The following is a 16,067-nucleotide window of genomic DNA, read 5'->3' on the forward strand; positions in this document are numbered from 1 at the left end:
GGAGCATTCCAAAGATGAGGTTCAATATCTCAGCAGGAACCGCTGCGCGCCGCGCGGAGCAAGAGGAGCAGGAGCGCGAGAGTGCAGGGCCCCGTCCGCGGATCCATCTTCGTGGCGGCACAGCGGCACGGATGGCGGAGAACGAAGCTCCTATTGCAGCGCAGCGCCCTTACAGCATGAGCATGCAGGCGCGAACAGGAAAGCCGTTTACTCTTGCCGACGTTGCGGCGGAGAAGAAGAGTTCTTCGTCGCAGGAGCAGCAGAGCGTACCCGAAGATCGGCGGCGCGGCAACGCTATTTTGACATCGTCGTTTCGGCCTGCATCGAGGCCCGACAAGTTTTCTACCCCAACCGGGAATCATTCGGTTTTCGAAGAGGGTGTTCTACCCCGCAAATTTGACAAGGAGGCTCAGATACCGCCGAGATCTCCACTTCAAACCCTTCGAGATCTGTTTTCGCGTACGTTGCCGGAGCAGGACAAGAAGCAATCCTAATCGAGCATGGCAAATCTAAATTGACCGCAAGGAGAACAACGTGGCAACTCCCTATAGAACGACTGTGACAATCGACGGCACAAAGTTCAACGCCGTAACCACCAGCGTGAAGTTCACTACAGAGAAAGATCGCTCAGGCGTTGCGCAGATGGGCAGCCTCTCGACACGGATCCGCGTGTGGGCCGATCTGCATGACGACAAGAACATTCCTTTCTCGTCGATCAAACAGTTCTTCGATCTGGCCAACGTAGTAACGCGAGACAAGATCAAGCCGATCAAGATCGAGTTCTGGAAAGACGAATCGCAGCAGGATGCTCTTTGCACCTACAGCTTTAATGGCTGGATTCGCCGTTTCGAAACGAGCAATCCTCTGGACTTTATCCCACGCTCGCAGGCAGCAAGCACGGAAGATCTGTTGACTGACGGCGCGGCACCCGACCTGAACCACATGCTGGTGCTTGACCTGGAGCCTGCGATGAATCAGCAGAATTTCCAAGACATCCGGATGAGCAACTAGACCGATTTCAAGAAAAGGGAAAAATTTATGGCGACCTCACCGTACCGCAGCACCTGCACGATCGACGGCAACAAGTTCGATTGCCTGTCGATCTCCGTATCCTTTGCAACCGACAAGGACCGCGCCGGCATGCCTCAGATGGGCAGCCTGCAAACGAATATCCGCGCATATGTGGATTTTCACGACGACCAGAACATGCCCTACTCGACGATGAACTCGCTCTTCGGTCTTGCCAATGTCGTGACCAAGGACAAGGTCAAAGACGTCAAGCTGGAGTTCTGGAAAGATGACTCGCATAACGACGCTCTTTGCAGCTACAGTTTCAAGGGCTGGATCAGCGGGTTTCACACGTTGAATCCTTACCAGAGCGATGACGCGGTGAAGTCGGGCGAGACCGGCATCAATCACGTTCTTGTGCTGGACCTCGAGCCCTCCCTCAATCAACAGAACTTCAGCGAGATCAAGATCAGCAACTAGCGAAACAGATTGCCTGTGAAGTCTTGCCTGCGGCCAATAGCCGCGGGCAGGCTTTGCTTGTTTCCAGATCGCACGACGAAATGCAAGGAGGGTGCGCCTATGCCGTTTTTGTCCTTCCCTCTGCGTCTTCGAGAGGGCGGCACGCTTCATCGAACCGAAGAGTCTTCTGCACTGTTGTCGTTTCTGCAGACAATGGCGCTGACCCCTGGAGGTTCATGGGCCGCATGTCCAAACTTTGGATTTCGCGATCTTCTCGAATCCGGGAGGCAGCGCGCAGATTCACCGCGGCTCGCGATGGAACGTGCCAATCGCGCGTTTGACGATCTCGGCATCACCGACTATCGCGTGCAGGAGATCGTACGCGAGAACGCGCAACGCACTGACTTCGATGTCTACTCCATCACGCTGGTTGCGACTCGCAGCGCGGAGACGTACTCCACCCGCATCAGCACAGAATCTGTTTAAGGCACCACCAGTGTAAGACGATGACTTTTCAGCCGCCGACCATTCTCGATATCGACCGCAGCCTGCGCGACGACTTTCGCCGACGCGTGAAGGACTTCGGTATCTCTGTCGATGCAACGGACCCGGTGCTGGCTGTCCTGTTCCGAACCTTTGCGCAACAGATCGAGACTGTTTACGCGGACACCGGACGGATGCGGCAGTCGTTGCTGGACGAACTGATGGCTGGGCTTCAGCTTTCGCAGAGGCTTGCGCATCCAGCCCAGACGGTCGTTCGCTTCACTTCGCGCTCGCACCGCGCGAAGGTTTTGCGTGCAGGCACGGAGCTGAATGCAAAGGCCTCCACAGGGGAGCGGCTCACGTTTGGACTGGATGCCACTATCCAGGTATCGGCAGCACGAATTGCGTTGGCGCTGGCATATCAAGACCAGCAGTTGCAGTTATTGCCCGGCGTAGAGACAGCAGAGTCTTTGCAACCTTATCGGCCTTCGATCGATCCGGTGAAGGTCAACCTGGGGGTACAGCCGGCGCTGTTAATTGCAATTGAGAACCTGCCTCCGACACTTCTTCGCCGGCATGCACTCTTTTTCGAGTTGGGGCCGGGCTCTTTTCTGCTGCGCGAGGCGCTTCGCAAAGAGCCATGGTGGATCTTCAACGAAGACGGAACGTTGGACGGTACGGGGTTGATGCGACCGCGACGCGCTAACAGCGGAGTCTACGAGTTGGGCTGGCAGCTAGAGGCGGACTGGACTGCGAAGAGCGAGCGGGAGTTGCCGGAGATTCCGGATGGGTTCTACTCCGGAAGGCAATTTATCTTTCCCGACATGTCGGAGGATCGCCGGCTGCTATGCCAGGTCCCAAAATTCCTGGATGGTGCGCTGGCAAAGATCTGCGGCCGGGACATGAGCAATTTTTTGAGCACGCCGAGAGTCTGGATCAAGATACCGCTTCCGCCGGGGATTCCCGCGTTGCGTAACGCCGTCAACGGCATCATGCTGCATGCGATGACGGCATCGAATGTCTTTTGCCGCAATCAGACGGTTCAATTTGAGCGCGATGGGCGATCCATTCCAGTGGGGCACAACAGTGTTGGAGTACGCGAGATGCTGGTGGCTCCGCTATCGGTAAGCAGTTTGGCAAATGAGCCGTATGAGGCAGGGCTGCGGCCGCGCAGGGATGCATCGGTGGGCTGGTATGAGCTGCACAACGATCGATTGACGCTGCATCCTGGCATCGATCCGAATGGTCAGGCACAGACGGCGGCGAACGTGCGGCTATGGCTTACGAACGGGAGCCTCGGTAATCGCGTGGGACCGGGCGACATCACCGGTTTTGCCCACAGTGCAACCTTCGACGACATCAGCGTCAGCCATGTAACGGCTGCAGCAGGCGGCACCAACGGCGATGACTATCCAAGCACGCAGCGACGTTTTGCCGAAGCGTTGCTAAGCCGCGGAAGGATCGTCACCCGTGCAGACCTTGAGGCTTCGACGCTGAGCTTCGACCGAAGGATTCTTGCTGTCGAAGTACGTTCCCAGATCGAGCGGCAGCCTGAGGGCTTGAGGCGCATGGAACGGCTTTGGGTGACGCTTGACGAAGATGGCTTCACGGAGCCCGAGGTCGAGCTGCCTGTGTTGCAGCAAGGACTTGAAAGCTATCTGAAGCAAAGATTGATCCAGGGAATTCTGCTGGAGGTGCGGTTCGAATGGAGCGGAGGTACTGCTCCATGATGACTCCAAAACGAGCCTCGGCGATGGGTCTTCCACCGGTCAATGAGACGGCGGTTTTGCCGGTGATGCCAAATCTGGCTTCGGGCACGCATGCCTTTCGCCACTCGGCAGACTCGGCGATGGCATGTCTTGCGGCGATGAGAATCTCTCCGTCGCGTATTCATCTGCGGCGCACGGGGCGAGAGGCGGTTCCGGACGGAACAGTTGTCGCGCAATCTCCGGCGCCCGGTGCGATGCTTGAACCGGATACGCAGATCTCTCTCGATGTCGCCGGATTGGGCTTCAATCATGCTTTGCCGGTCGGTATGTGGGACTCCGGCGGCGAGGCTGAGCCGGGGACCAAGGAGCTGCTCGAAGGCATCGACGATCCTTTGGACAAGCTGACCCATTGGACTCGTGAAGGCGCGACTCTTTTTCGTCTCTCAAATACCGACAAGCTCGCCTGCGAGCGATGGATGGCGTTGTTTGGTGTGAACAGCGCAGACTGGCCGCGGGAGTTGTGGTTTCGGCTGTCGAGCCTGCTGGCACAGCTTCCGGCACTTGCCTGCAGCGAAGAGGGAATGCGGCTGGTGCTCGGCGTGCTCTTTCAAATTCCGATTGAGAGTCTACGCTATCAACGATCGGTGGCGATGATTCATCGCGACAAGTCCACGCTGCTGGGTGTTAGAGCGAGCCGACTCGGCATCGATACGGTCGTCGGCGATGCGGTGGAAGACCTTGCGCATCTTCGAATCACGCTTGGCCCGGTTTCGCTCAAGACCTATGAAGCCTTTGCCGAAGGGGAACAGGCCCGGCTGTTGCGGCGCGCGTTCGATTTTCTGATGCCTGCATTTTTGGACTACGAGATTGTGTGGACGGTCGCGGATGCGCAGCGGTGCCCCTGGCTGGGTATGGCGGAACGGAATAGCCGACTTGGCGTCAATATGTACCTGGGCGATGCCGTGTGAGAGAGGACTTTGAGGTGAGACGGGATGGATAATATCCGACTGAAGTCGGTCAACTGGGAACACGGAATGCTGTTGACTCCCGAGCATTTTCTGCGTCAGGAGCACTACGTCGAGTCGCTGTTGTTCTGGAACATCGGCTATCTGACGACGGGATCGGGGCTGGTCGGCGGCGGTGTTCGCCTGCCTGCAAGCGATCTTGGCGCGGTACGTCATGATCCTACGGTTGTGCTTGAAGAGGGGCCGGAGACGCTGAGCCTCTCTATCAGCAAATGCCGCGGTCTGACGTCTTCAGGCTGGATCGTTGAGATCGAAGAGGGATCGGTGCTGTCGGAGAGATTCGCGAAGGAGCAGCTAGCAGGTGTGGCTGAGGCCATCGTTTATGTTATCTGCGACCTTAGCGAAAAGCAGAAGATCGAAGGTGCTCCCGATGCGTTCAATCCGCAGATGAAGACGGAACGGACGTTCTCCTACAGAATTGCCCTCGACGTGACTGCTGCAGAAAAGGAGAACGCTATTGCAGTGGCGCGGCTGCGACGGCCTTCCGCGGGGATGCACTACGAAAAGGACCCGCAGTACATTCCGCCTTGCGTGTCGCTTTCCGCCTATAGTGAGCTGACCTCGGGCTGGCGGGAGATTATGGAGGCGGTCAATCACCTGGCAGCAGGATATGCGGAACTGCACCGTGCCATGCGGGAGTTTCTGGTGTTGTTCACCGAGCGCGGCATTGAGACCGAGGTCGACCGCGACTCGCTCAACTTTGCAGAGCGCATGGTGATGGTGCTGCAGGAAACCGCCTACCAGGTGCTTGATCGCAAGCAATCTCCGGAGAGCTTCTTCGGAAGCATTCGGAAGCTGCTGCACCAGGCGGCGACGTTCTTTGATCTGGCTCCCGGGATGCAGCAGTACTATGAGACGCTTCGCGAGACCGGTGAGACGGAGCTGATCGCGCTGATTGAGATACAGAAGCACACGCTGCAGACCGGGCGCACGCTGCGGCTTAATGACGATCTCGGTGTGGAGCTGCGATCTGCATTGCAGTCGCTCGGTGTGCTCGAAAAGCTGGAACGCGCGCTCGAAGGAAAGTACATCGACTTCCGCCGCAGCCCTTCGCTCGAAGGCATGAATTTCATCTTCGACCGTCAGGGCAAGGTGCTTTACAAGCTGGCTGCGAAGCCTTCGCGAGTACAGGGTGTGGTGGATGAGCTGACCATCTTCTTCTCGCAGTTGCGGCTCGAAGGGCGAGATCGTTATCGGCTCATTCTTGTAGGTGATCGCAATCAACCCTATCCCAGAGGGACGACCATCAGTGCCGAGATTCGCCTGAATGAAGGAAGCGGTTTTCGTCGAGAGGCGATCATTCTGCAGGCCGAGGCCAAGCTCGACGACCAGTACAACTTCGAGTTGGACTTCGAAGCGCAGGACGTGCCCACCATCACGGATGTGCGCGTAACGGTGCAGGCCTATCATGCGATCCATACCGCGCTGCTGTTTACCCGGCACAGGTTCTTTGCCGGACGGACGTTCGATAGCCAGAGCGCCAGTCAGAGCAGCGGCCGAGCGAGTGAACCGGCCACAGTGTGGCCAGATGATCTGACAGCTACCCGGTTTGGGGCGCGAGAGAACAACCGTCTTGATCCATCGGGATTCGATGAGAGCTACAGTGCTGCTGCAACGGTAAGAAGCCGGGGAGACGTCTCTTCGCGAGCGGCTGAGTATGCGAAGACACAGACTTCGACTGATCGTGCCCAGGCTGTAGATGCAGGCGACACTCTGCCGCCATGGAGTCCGCGAAAGCGTGAAGATGACTCTGGAGCCAATGAGCTTGATAGTGCAACAAGCCGTCCGCGACGACGGCGTTTGGAATAGGAGAACGCCTTGGCATTGGACCTGAGTCTTTTATCGGATGATATGGAGCGCGCGCTGGAAGCGGCACGATTGCTTGCAGAGCGACGGAAGCAGTCGCTCATCCAGCCTGAACATCTGCTATATACACTCTTCGACCATGAGAGCAGCCTGTTTGCGTTGCTGGAGCGCAACGGCGTAGCGTGCGGCGCGTTGCTGGATGCTCTTGCGATGAAGGTGAATGGCTCTGACGGCGGTACGCTCGAACCGGGGCGCAGGCCAGTGGCTTCACAGGCCCTGCGAAAGCTGCTTGAAAAAAGCCTGGAGCGCACCAGCGGGCGCAGAGGTACGAACGTTGAACCTATTGACGTGCTTCTCTCCGCGGTGGAGTTAGGTGAAACCGCATTGAAGGCAGACCTGCGCGAAGCTGGAATTACGAAAGAGTCTGTTGAAAAAATTGACGAAGCGCAAAAGACACTGAAGGATACGTATGAGCCGGAGAAGGCATCACGTTCGGAAGGCGCAGCATCGGGTCGAGTGCTGGAGCGCTTTGGTCGGGACCTGACTGCTGCGGCGCGCGCCGGAGAGCTCTCGCCGGTGGTGGGGCGCGACGAAGAGATTCGTCAGCTGATTCAGACGCTGCTGCGCAAGACGAAGAACAATCCGGTACTGGTCGGCGATCCCGGTACAGGCAAGACCGCCATCGTCGATGGATTGGCGCTGCGCATTGCGGCAGGCGATGCTCCGGAGAGTCTGCGGATGTGTCGCGTCATCTCTCTTGATCTGGCAGCTCTAGTTGCAGGAGCAAAGTATCGCGGTGAGTTTGAGGAGCGAATCAAAGGTGTCATCGACGAAGTGAGGTTGAAGAAGGGTGAGATCATCCTGTTTCTGGATGAGCTGCATCAACTGGTTGGCGCAGGCGGCACAGAGGGCGGTATGGACGCCGCCAATCTTCTGAAGCCGGCGCTGGCGCGGGGCGAGCTGCGCTGCGTTGGAGCGACGACCTTTGACGAGTATCGCGAGCGCATTGAAAAAGATGGAGCGTTGGCGCGCCGCTTCGAGCAGGTACAGGTTAAGGAACCGACCGACGAGTCCATGCTGTATATCCTGCGCGGCATCCGCGAGCGATACGAGGCCTTCCATGGGGTAAAGCTGTCGGATGAGGCATTGCAGTCTGCAGTGAAGTTGTCGCGGCGTTACCTGCGCGACAGGTTTCTTCCGGACAAGGCGATTGATGTGATCGACGCGGCAACGGCGCGTCTGCGTATGCAGATTGAATCGAAGCCTACGCACGTCGATCAGCAGGAACGGCTGTTGCTGCGAAAGCGGGCTGAACTGGAATCGTTGCGCGGTGCGTCGGCGAGTGCGCAGCAGAAAAAATCGATAGCGGCGCTTGAAGAAGAGATTGCTGTGCTCGATCCTCAGGTTTCGACGCTGGTGGAGGCATGGGACAGCCAACGGATGGCTTCATCGGAGCTGAAGAAGACGCTTCAAGCGATTGAAGAGCAGAACCGTCTTCTGCAGGCGGCTGAGGCTGCAGGCGACGTGACCAAGGCCGCAGAGATACGGTATGGCGCGCTCAAATATCTGGAGCAACAGAAGGCTGATCTTGAGACGAAGACTGCTACGGTGCGAGAGTCCCCGATGGTGTCCGACGAGGTGCAGCCATCGCACATCGCCGAGGTGATCGCAGAACGTTCGGGCATTCCGGTAAGCCGTCTTCTCGAGAGCGAGCGAGACCGCCTGCTTAAGCTCGATGAGCGGTTGGCAGAGCGGGTCTTTGGTCAGCCGGATGCAATTCAAGCTGTAGCAGAGGCCGCGCGACGGATGCGCACGGACCTGCAATTGAAGCGAAGTCCAAACTCGTTCCTTTTTGTAGGGCCGACCGGTGTTGGCAAGACAGAGTTGGCAAAAGCCCTGGCTGAGGCGCTCTTTGACGATGAACGTGCGCTGATTCGCATTGATATGGGGGAGTACAAAGATAAGTCTTCCGCGGCCAGCCTGATCGGCTCGCGGCCGGGTCTGGTCGGCTCCGATGAGGGAGGTTTCCTGACAGAACAGGTTCGTCGCTCTCCCTATTCGATCGTACTCTTCGACGAAGTGGAGAAAGGCCATCCCGAGATTCTCGATCTGTTGCTGGGTGTTCTGGACGAGGGCCGTTTGACGGATGCCAAGGGGCGGTTCTGCGACTTTTCCAATACGATCGTGCTCTTCACTTCAAACCTCGGCGTGCGCGAATCTATGGGTGCGGAAAACGATAGCGAGCGTAAGCAGATCATCCTTGAAGTTGTGCGTGCGAGTCTGCGTCCTGAACTGTACAACCGCATCGGCCAGATCATTGCCTTCAATCCACTCAGCGAACCGGAGCTGGAGCGCATCGTCGGTGTCCATCTGGCAGGCCTGACCAGAAAGTTGGAAGAAGATCGCGATATCCGGCTAGCAGTAAGTCCGGGCGCGGTGTCTCTGCTTGCGGCACATTCGTACGACCCTGAATATGGCGCACGCCCGGCTGGCCGCGTCATGCAGCAGATGGTGCTTGCTCCTCTGGCCAATGCACTACTGGCCCAGGACATTCTTCCAGGGCAGCATGTTCAGCTCGATGCGGATGAGGATGGTCTGAGTTTTAACGTAGTAGAACCCGACGTTGCGACCGACACGCAGGAGACCGTAACGCGATGAGCGTCAATAAAATTGTGAAGAAGATACTTTGGTCTGGTGTAGCCCTGGTTCTGTTACCGGGGCTAGCCATTACTGCACAGGCACAGAACAAGCTGACAGCCGCCGAGGCATATAGCGGCTGGTTGAATCTTTTTGATGGTGCCTCTACGAATGGATGGGACTCGACGAGCGGCTGGACGACGCAGCAACAGTCGCTTAGCACGTCGATGGCGGCCGACCGGCGAATCGTTACTGCACTTCCCTTCGCGGACTTCATTCTGAACTTTGAGTTTCGTTCGAATGCTACGCCTTCAGGCGCTGCGGTTCGGATTCGAGTGCCTCACAGCGGCGAGCCGGAGGGCAGTGGTTATTGGATTACCCTGGGCGATTCGAAGCCCGATTGGCCCGCAGGCAGCGTCGTGCTGAAGAGTAAAAGCAGCCTGTCGACCCCTGCATTGAATGTATGGCACAAGGTTTCCATTGAGGCGAACGGCAGCCATATCGTCGTGCAGATCGATGGGCAGCGGACGGCAGAGACGACCGACGACAGTGCAAAGGCTGGATACATCCAGTTTCAGACGGCTCGTGGAGCAGGTCTCGATCTTCGCAACATCTATGTGAAACCGCTCAACGTCAATTCTGTATTCAACAACGTCGACCTCTCCGGCTGGAAGAACATACCGTTTACTCCGAAGCCGGGAGAGGGTGTAGGCCACTCGTTGGCAAAGATGTTCAGCTTCGGTTCCGGCGGTAAATCTCATACTGCAAACTGGTCGGTAAAAGGCGGGAAGATACATGGTGAAAGCGGACCAGGCTCCCTTGAGACAACTGGGTCGTACGATGATTTCGTATTGCAGATTACAGGCAGTGCCCAGGTGGAAGAGAAGAAGAAAGATGCATTCCCTGCAATCTATTTCAGAAATGAAGCGGGAAGCATAGCGACGGGCTATCCACTGGGAATCGGAAACAAAAGTGGAGAGCTGCGTGGCTTGGCGCGGCCCCTGAAGCCGCTTGCAACACAGCCGGCCATGTCGGAGACGGTCGTCGCCGGAGGCCGAGTGATCGGTATCTTCATTAATGGCTCGCTGACGACGCTTTATACCGACACGCGTCCGGAGAGTGCTACGACGAAAACTGGAGCAAGGGTCAAGACAGGCACTATCAGCCTGGATATGCCGGAAGATGTGAAATCGATCGACGTTAGCAACGTCGCTGTTGAGTCGATTCCGAACTCGTTTGGCGGTGTTGTCCATGCCGCTGTGCCGAAGCCCGTGCCGTCTGCGGCGACATCAGAAGTATCTGCGCCAGCGCAATCTGCGAGCATTGCCGCACAGACGGCACAGATTGCGGCTGCACTGGGTACTCCAACTCCGCAGGCCCGGCAGCAGGTGGCGCAACTGATGAGCGAGGCGCTGAAGACCGACGATCCACAACAACAGATGCAGTTGTACGACCAGGTTGTTCGCATCGATCCTAACAACGCTGCCGCAGTGCAGGGATATAAAGAGGCAGCGGCCAAAGCTGCAGCGCAACAGCAGCAACAGCAGCAGCAACAAAATCAGGCCCAGCAGCAAGAGGTAAGCGCAAGTCAGCGTGATCGCCAGGTATCGGATTCGTTGGCGGCCGCGCAGAGCGCTTTTCTGAGTGGAGACCTGAAGCATGCAGACAAGCTATTAAGCGTGGCAGAGCGCCTCGCACCTGAAAATCCTTTGGCTCGCGATCTCCGGTCGAGAATCGACGCAGCATTCAGCTTGAGACACCGGCTTGTCTATCTGGCGTCAGGAGCGGGCATTCTAGCTCTATTCGGTGTGGGCGGCCTGTTCTGGCGGTCACGAAGACGCGTCCGCTTTCCCGTGCTGCAGATTGTTCAAGGGCTCGATCAGGGAAGGCTGTACCCGGTGGATCGCGATGTGGTGCGGATTGGCGGCATCGCCCAGGACGGAGCGCAGAAGAACGATATCGTCATCCGCGATGTGGAGCACATGATCTCGCGCTTCCACTGCGAGGTACGGAAGAAAGACGGCCACTTTTTCCTTATCGACACCAACAGCTCGAATGGAACCAAAGTCAATGGAGAGCCGGCGCGGCCGAGCCAGCCTATCGCACTTCGCAAGGGATCGAAGATTGATCTCGGCGGCTCGACGGTATTGCGGTTTGATTTTGAAAAGAAGAAGAGGCAAACGTAGGCAGCTCGTCAGTAAAAAATAAATGCCCGATAGAACAGGCAAGAGACTGGAAGAGCTTTATGAACACGGGAAGATCGGATATCGATGCAGATACGGATTCAAGCTTCAGCAGAGAGCCATGTTGGCCAGGTGCGGACGACGAATGAAGATGCGTTCGGCTTCGATCTCGATCGAGGACTCTTCGTGGTCTGCGATGGCGTTGGCGGACGCCGTGCCGGTGAGGTGGCCAGTCGTCTCGCCGTCGATTCCCTGCTTGAGACATTTGTTCGGCAAACGACGGAGAACATAGGAGGTAACTTGCTTCATCGAGCGATCCAACGAGTCAATCGCATCTTGAATGACTCCTCTCGCTCCGAACCTGCTTATGCGGGAATGAGTACGACTGTCGTCGCTGCACACTTCGACGGCCAGCGCATGACGATCGCGCATGTTGGAGACAGCAGAGCTTATTTGATGCGCGACCTTTCCCTGCACCGACTGACAGAAGATCATTCCTTGCTGGTGGAGCATATGCGCGCAGGGCGAAGAAAGATGTCGGAGGCTCAGACCGCAAAGCTCGAAGGCGTCTTAACACAGGCGCTCGGCGCCGGCCAGTTCGTTGTGCCGGTGGTAACGACGATACGAGTAAGAATCGGAGACTGTTTTTTGTTGGCGACGGATGGCTTGACGCGCACGATCTCGCACTCGGAGATACAGTCTCACCTGATTGCATCCGTCTCTCCGGAGCATGCTTGTCATCAACTAATCAGCGCTGCCAATCGTTCTGGAGGCAGCGACAACATTACCTGCATGGTGGTTCAGATCGATTAATGAATTTGGTAAAGCAACAGATGGATCGATTTGCAAGGTGAGCGGCAACAACATCAGATCACGGCAATAAGGAGTCGAATATGGCACAGGCAAGTGTCGTTATTGGATCAAATGAGATTCTCGGAACGCTCTGGAGTGTGATCGAAGTACACCAGATACTCAATCAGCATTGGCATTGCAGCATCACGCTTCGCAATACGCTTGATGCGCGCCCCAATGTCGAAAATTTGTTAGGCCAACCGCTTAAGATTTCTACCTCCACCGTAGAGAGTGGTGAAAATGTTATCTTTTCGGGCACTGTTGTCGAGAGCCGTTTGATCTACGAGGTCACTGGAAGTTACGGGGCTGTGATCGAGGCGTTCTCAGACAGTTGGAAACTCGATCAGGCAGAGCGGCAGGCATACTTCAAAAAAGAGTCGACACAACAAGTGGCCAGCACGATCTTATCGAACAACGGGCTCAGCCTTACAGGCTCAATTCCCTCGCAGCCGGAGATGAGTTATGTGCAGTGGGAGGAGACCGACTATCGATTTTTGCTTCGTCTCGTGGATGGATCTGAAGCGTGGTTGCGGCCGTCGCTCGAGTCTCCGGGAATCGAAGTACAGACGGCTTTTCAGTCTGGTCCTACTCTCGAGTGGCGACAGGGAGAGTTTGGATTGCTGGAGTGGCAGACCAACGGACAGCTTCGCCCGCTGCTGTATGAGGGCACTCACTATGACGCGCTGCCGATGAAGACCCAGTCTTATAACGGTGTTAAAAGCGACGCTGTCTTTTATGGCGGCGCGGCGGAGAAGATGGTTGCCGCCGTGAAACAACAGGGTGCGAACCTGCCTCCTGCCTCGGTCTCTGACCGAAATCGTGCCATCACGCTCGACCATTATCACGATCTTCTTCAGAAGGAATCGCGACGAGCGCTGGCTTCTTCGGTTACCTGCAATGGTGTGAGCCGTGAGCCGCGTGTGTGTGCAGGAGGCACCGTTACTGTCGCCGGACTGTCAGAGGTTGACGCAACTTACGGTGTTGTCGAGTGTGTTCATCGCTGGACGCCCAAGGGCTATGAAAATCACTTCAAGGCAACACCGGCACAGCGCTGGTCGAATCCTGAGCGGCTTGAGAGACCCAATCTCGACGGGCTCTATCCCGCACGCGTCATCGCTAATCACGATCCGCATAACCAGGGCCGAATCCGTATTCAGTATTACTGGCAGGACAAGTCGGAGTCGACATGGGTCCGGCTGATCTCGGCACATGCAGGAGCAGACCGCGGCATACTCTTTCTTCCTGAAGTGGGTGACGAGGTAGCCATCGCGTTTGAAGAAGGCGATGTAGAGCGTCCCTATATTCTTGGATCGCTCTGGACAGGAGTACAACAGCCGCCGAGTGCGGGCTACTGGTCAGCCGGCGAGGTGAATGGATCGGAGTTTGCCGACAATAACCTTAAGCGCATTGTCACCAAGTCGGGCCATCGCATTACGCTGGCCGATAATCCCGGTCAGGAGACGATTACGCTGGCGACTCCTAAAAATGTGCGCATCACGATGACGGAAAAGGCAAACGAGACAGGACGCCCTGCCATCGTCTTCGAATCGCAGGGAGACATTCTGTTCTCAGCACCGCAAGGACGCATCCATTTCCGCAGTGCGACTCGCTCGCATGAGACAGGTTGATTCCGGCGGTACTGTCTCCACCTATTTCAATGCTGCATTTGCAAAGACGGAGCGTCAATCTCGTGTGAGACGTACCGCATCGAAAGGCGGTTTCGTCTTTGCAAGTGCGCCCCAGAACTGCTCCGGAAGCTGGCGGGAAAGAACCAGCAGTCCTCCATCCTCCTCGCTCTCGCGCATGTAACCTTTGCAGGCAGGAAGCCATGCATCCAACTCTGCGGTGAAGGCAGGATGCGGGTGAGCAAGCGCACCCTCGGTCAGCAAGGGTATATAGAAAGGAAAGCTTTCGAGTGAGACGTCGGTGATTCTGGGTTGTAAAAACGCTGTCGCTGCGGGCAGAAAGCCACCCGGTTTGGATGTCGCGATTCGAATCAGCACGCCCGACCCGAGCAGGGCTTTCCATGCCGAGATCTGTGCGGCAGGATCCTCTGTCTGAACGCGAAAGACGCGGTACATCACGGGGCGTAAGGTGCCGGGCGCAGCGGCAAGAAACTCTTCTTTGGTCCAGGTGGTGGGCGCATCTTGATTCGGCCATACGCCGAGTCCGATCTCGGGCTGCCAAATGCGAGCGTTGGTGCGCAGCAGAGAAATCTCTGCATCGGGGCGGCAGCGATCGAACTGCAGCATTACTTCCTGGCCAATCGTGTGCTCGAAAGGTTCGAGATGAGTGAGAAGGCAATCCACCGCTGCCTGATAATCGGGGTGAGGCCCGCCATCCGGAGCAAACGGTGTTTCGAGGACGGCAGCAGTCCAACTGTCGGGACAGGCCATCTCGCGCAGGCGAAGACGCGATGTTGTTGAGCCTGACAAAGAGGTCATTCGGGATACTCGAGTTTTTCATCACGCATAGAGGAGAGTAAATCTTCCAGGTCCTGCTCAATGTCTTTGTTGGATGCCAGGATGAGGCCGCCATCCTCGGGACTCTCGCGCAGGTAAACGTTGAAAAGTGAAAACCACTCGTCGATGGCGGCGGGATTTGCGGCGAAGAAGTCGCGTGAGCCCAGCAGCGGAAGAGCGAAGAGCAGGCCGGGGTATTGCGGATCGTCAGTCAGGTCGGCGGCAAAGAGGTCTTTGCTGCGTTTGAGAAAAGGAGCCTGCAATGAACTCAGCCTTGCCATCATGGCATTCACGTCAGTCTTTTCGATCAGCTCCCGCATTTTAGGATCGCGCACGCTCGTCATATTCGGCTTGCGCGGCTTCTGCATCTCCGGGTCTGCCGGAGGAAAGAACAGCGTCGTTAACCCGCCGAAGCCGAGAAAGGTCTGTGTCTGCTCACGCGGCTTTTTCGTCAGGAACCAGTAGGAGTAATCCGGCTGCAGCGCCTTGTGATCGTACTTCACCTTGCCCTTTTGCAGGTCCTCCGCATATTTTTCATCGGGCACCTGCGGAAGCGAATGAGCGGGATGCCTACCCAATCCGAAGATGGGGTGATACTCGCGAGAGGTCTTGATGAAGATATCTCGTAGATGCGGATGAATCGTCTTCATCTGCAGGAACAGTTCGGGCGAAATCTCGTGCTTCTCGAGAAGACGCACCGCCAGCAGTTCATAAAAACGGAGCAGCCATTGTCTCTGTCTGAAAGAGACGGGGTACGCATTGACTGGCATCCAGTAAAGCTGACACGTTCCTATCTGCCAGGCTCGCTGCCAGGGACGGAAACGGTTGGAGTCGTCGTGCTTTTCGAGCCGCCGACGGCGATCTGTTTCTACAACTTCCGACATCGATAAGGCACCTTTTCTGGAACGATCGTGGTGCATCCGAGCAAGTACTACGAAACCCCGATCTACTGCGGCACCGCAGGGCTTTGTCCAATCACCTGCCGCAGTGCATTGAGAACCACATACTGATCGGGCTCATCCTGCAGCTCCTGCTCGCCCAGGGGGAAGCTCTGGTGGCCGTCGCGATGGATCAGCACGATCTTGCGGGCACCGCGATTGAACTGCATCTCGGCGGAGGTGAGATCGCTTGCAGGCGTCGTCGCTGTCGAGATGACCTTGCCGTCCTTCAGTTGTTCCGAAGTGATCTGATGCGTCTGCTGATCGATGTCGACGCGATAGGTCGTCTTTTGCCCTATACGAGAGAGGAACAGCATAAGAGCTAATCCCAGGATAGGAAGAATCAGCATCGTCCACGCACGTGTCCATACAAGGTAGACGGCCAGGCCGATGAGGGCGAGCGTGAAGACCCCTATTAGAAAGCCAGCCGTTTGTGGATGCTGCTCGGCGATGAGGTTACCGTTCGTGTTGGAGATGATAGAGATTAGTTTCATTCGCTGGCCTT

General features: G+C 56.8%; 14 protein-coding genes. 11 read left to right on the forward strand and 3 right to left on the reverse strand.

What is annotated here, in order from left to right:
* The first annotated feature begins 14 nt into the window (after positions 1-14).
* The 11 genes from IEW09_RS03540 to IEW09_RS03590 all read left to right on the forward strand — a co-directional run bounded on the left by IEW09_RS03540 (position 15) and on the right by IEW09_RS03590 (position 13,790).
* Positions 15-494, forward strand: a complete 480-nt coding sequence (locus IEW09_RS03540; protein WP_188552752.1) for a hypothetical protein — start codon at positions 15-17, stop codon at positions 492-494.
* A 40-nt stretch (positions 495-534) separates the two neighbouring features.
* Positions 535-1,011 (forward strand): hypothetical protein, encoded by a 477-nt coding sequence (locus IEW09_RS03545; RefSeq protein WP_188552753.1) that lies wholly within the window; start codon positions 535-537, stop codon positions 1,009-1,011.
* 27 nt (positions 1,012-1,038) lie between these two features.
* Entirely contained in the window at positions 1,039-1,488 is a 450-nt protein-coding gene (locus tag IEW09_RS03550) for a hypothetical protein (protein WP_188552754.1), read from the forward strand.
* Between the two features lie 99 nt (positions 1,489-1,587).
* A complete protein-coding gene (locus tag IEW09_RS03555; RefSeq protein WP_188552755.1) occupies positions 1,588-1,953 on the forward strand; it encodes a hypothetical protein in 366 nt (121 codons plus the stop codon).
* A 20-nt stretch (positions 1,954-1,973) separates the two neighbouring features.
* Positions 1,974-3,680, forward strand: coding sequence for a hypothetical protein (locus IEW09_RS03560; RefSeq protein WP_188552756.1), 1,707 nt, complete (start codon positions 1,974-1,976; stop codon positions 3,678-3,680).
* Positions 3,677-4,627, forward strand: a complete 951-nt coding sequence (locus IEW09_RS03565; RefSeq protein WP_188552757.1) for a type VI secretion system baseplate subunit TssG — start codon at positions 3,677-3,679, stop codon at positions 4,625-4,627. Before IEW09_RS03560 ends, IEW09_RS03565 begins: the two co-directional genes overlap by 4 nt.
* A gap of 24 nt (positions 4,628-4,651) precedes the next feature.
* Positions 4,652-6,493 (forward strand): type VI secretion system baseplate subunit TssK, encoded by a 1,842-nt coding sequence (gene tssK / locus IEW09_RS03570; protein ID WP_188552758.1) that lies wholly within the window; start codon positions 4,652-4,654, stop codon positions 6,491-6,493.
* 9 nt (positions 6,494-6,502) lie between these two features.
* A complete protein-coding gene (locus IEW09_RS03575; RefSeq protein ID WP_188552759.1) occupies positions 6,503-9,148 on the forward strand; it encodes an ATP-dependent Clp protease ATP-binding subunit in 2,646 nt (881 codons plus the stop codon).
* Positions 9,145-11,313, forward strand: a complete 2,169-nt coding sequence (locus IEW09_RS03580; protein ID WP_188552760.1) for a 3-keto-alpha-glucoside-1,2-lyase-like domain-containing protein — start codon at positions 9,145-9,147, stop codon at positions 11,311-11,313. The genes IEW09_RS03575 and IEW09_RS03580 overlap by 4 nt, the downstream gene beginning before the upstream one ends.
* 84 nt (positions 11,314-11,397) lie before the next feature.
* Positions 11,398-12,123 carry a PP2C family protein-serine/threonine phosphatase gene (locus IEW09_RS03585; protein ID WP_188552761.1) on the forward strand — a complete coding sequence of 242 codons (726 nt, stop codon included), beginning with the start codon at positions 11,398-11,400 and terminating at the stop codon, positions 12,121-12,123.
* Between the two features lie 80 nt (positions 12,124-12,203).
* Positions 12,204-13,790 (forward strand): phage baseplate assembly protein V, encoded by a 1,587-nt coding sequence (locus IEW09_RS03590; protein ID WP_188552762.1) that lies wholly within the window; start codon positions 12,204-12,206, stop codon positions 13,788-13,790.
* 54 nt (positions 13,791-13,844) lie between these two features.
* Here IEW09_RS03590 and IEW09_RS03595 read toward each other — a convergent pair whose 3' ends face one another.
* From IEW09_RS03595 to IEW09_RS03605, 3 genes are all read right to left on the reverse strand, one after another.
* Positions 13,845-14,606, reverse strand: a complete 762-nt coding sequence (locus IEW09_RS03595; RefSeq protein ID WP_188552763.1) for a hypothetical protein — start codon at positions 14,604-14,606, stop codon at positions 13,845-13,847.
* The gene (locus IEW09_RS03600; RefSeq protein ID WP_188552764.1) at positions 14,603-15,508 is read right to left on the reverse strand and encodes a hypothetical protein; all 906 of its coding nucleotides are present in this window, start codon (positions 15,506-15,508) and stop codon (positions 14,603-14,605) included. The genes IEW09_RS03595 and IEW09_RS03600 overlap by 4 nt, the downstream gene beginning before the upstream one ends.
* Positions 15,509-15,570: 62 nt before the next feature.
* A complete protein-coding gene (locus tag IEW09_RS03605; protein ID WP_188552765.1) occupies positions 15,571-16,056 on the reverse strand; it encodes a hypothetical protein in 486 nt (161 codons plus the stop codon).
* Between the last annotated feature and the right edge of the window lie 11 nt (positions 16,057-16,067).

The organism is Edaphobacter dinghuensis (genome assembly GCF_014640335.1).
In the GTDB taxonomy this organism is placed as follows: domain Bacteria; phylum Acidobacteriota; class Terriglobia; order Terriglobales; family Acidobacteriaceae; genus Edaphobacter; species Edaphobacter dinghuensis.

What these genes read in the sequence shown, in the direction of transcription:
- IEW09_RS03555 (WP_188552755.1), top strand. Translation starts at nt 1,588, where the DNA reads ATGCCGTTTTTGTCCTTCCCTCTGCGTCTTCGAGAGGGCGGCACGCTT.
- IEW09_RS03550 (WP_188552754.1), top strand. Translation starts at nt 1,039, where the DNA reads ATGGCGACCTCACCGTACCGCAGCACCTGCACGATCGACGGCAACAAG.
- IEW09_RS03590 (WP_188552762.1), top strand. Translation starts at nt 12,204, where the DNA reads ATGGCACAGGCAAGTGTCGTTATTGGATCAAATGAGATTCTCGGAACG.
- IEW09_RS03595 (WP_188552763.1), bottom strand. Translation starts at nt 14,606, where the DNA reads ATGACCTCTTTGTCAGGCTCAACAACATCGCGTCTTCGCCTGCGCGAG.
- IEW09_RS03540 (WP_188552752.1), top strand. Translation starts at nt 15, where the DNA reads ATGAGGTTCAATATCTCAGCAGGAACCGCTGCGCGCCGCGCGGAGCAA.
- IEW09_RS03580 (WP_188552760.1), top strand. Translation starts at nt 9,145, where the DNA reads ATGAGCGTCAATAAAATTGTGAAGAAGATACTTTGGTCTGGTGTAGCC.
- IEW09_RS03605 (WP_188552765.1), bottom strand. Translation starts at nt 16,056, where the DNA reads ATGAAACTAATCTCTATCATCTCCAACACGAACGGTAACCTCATCGCC.
- tssK (WP_188552758.1), top strand. Translation starts at nt 4,652, where the DNA reads ATGGATAATATCCGACTGAAGTCGGTCAACTGGGAACACGGAATGCTG.
- IEW09_RS03600 (WP_188552764.1), bottom strand. Translation starts at nt 15,508, where the DNA reads ATGTCGGAAGTTGTAGAAACAGATCGCCGTCGGCGGCTCGAAAAGCAC.
- IEW09_RS03565 (WP_188552757.1), top strand. Translation starts at nt 3,677, where the DNA reads ATGATGACTCCAAAACGAGCCTCGGCGATGGGTCTTCCACCGGTCAAT.
- IEW09_RS03585 (WP_188552761.1), top strand. Translation starts at nt 11,398, where the DNA reads ATGCAGATACGGATTCAAGCTTCAGCAGAGAGCCATGTTGGCCAGGTG.
- IEW09_RS03560 (WP_188552756.1), top strand. Translation starts at nt 1,974, where the DNA reads ATGACTTTTCAGCCGCCGACCATTCTCGATATCGACCGCAGCCTGCGC.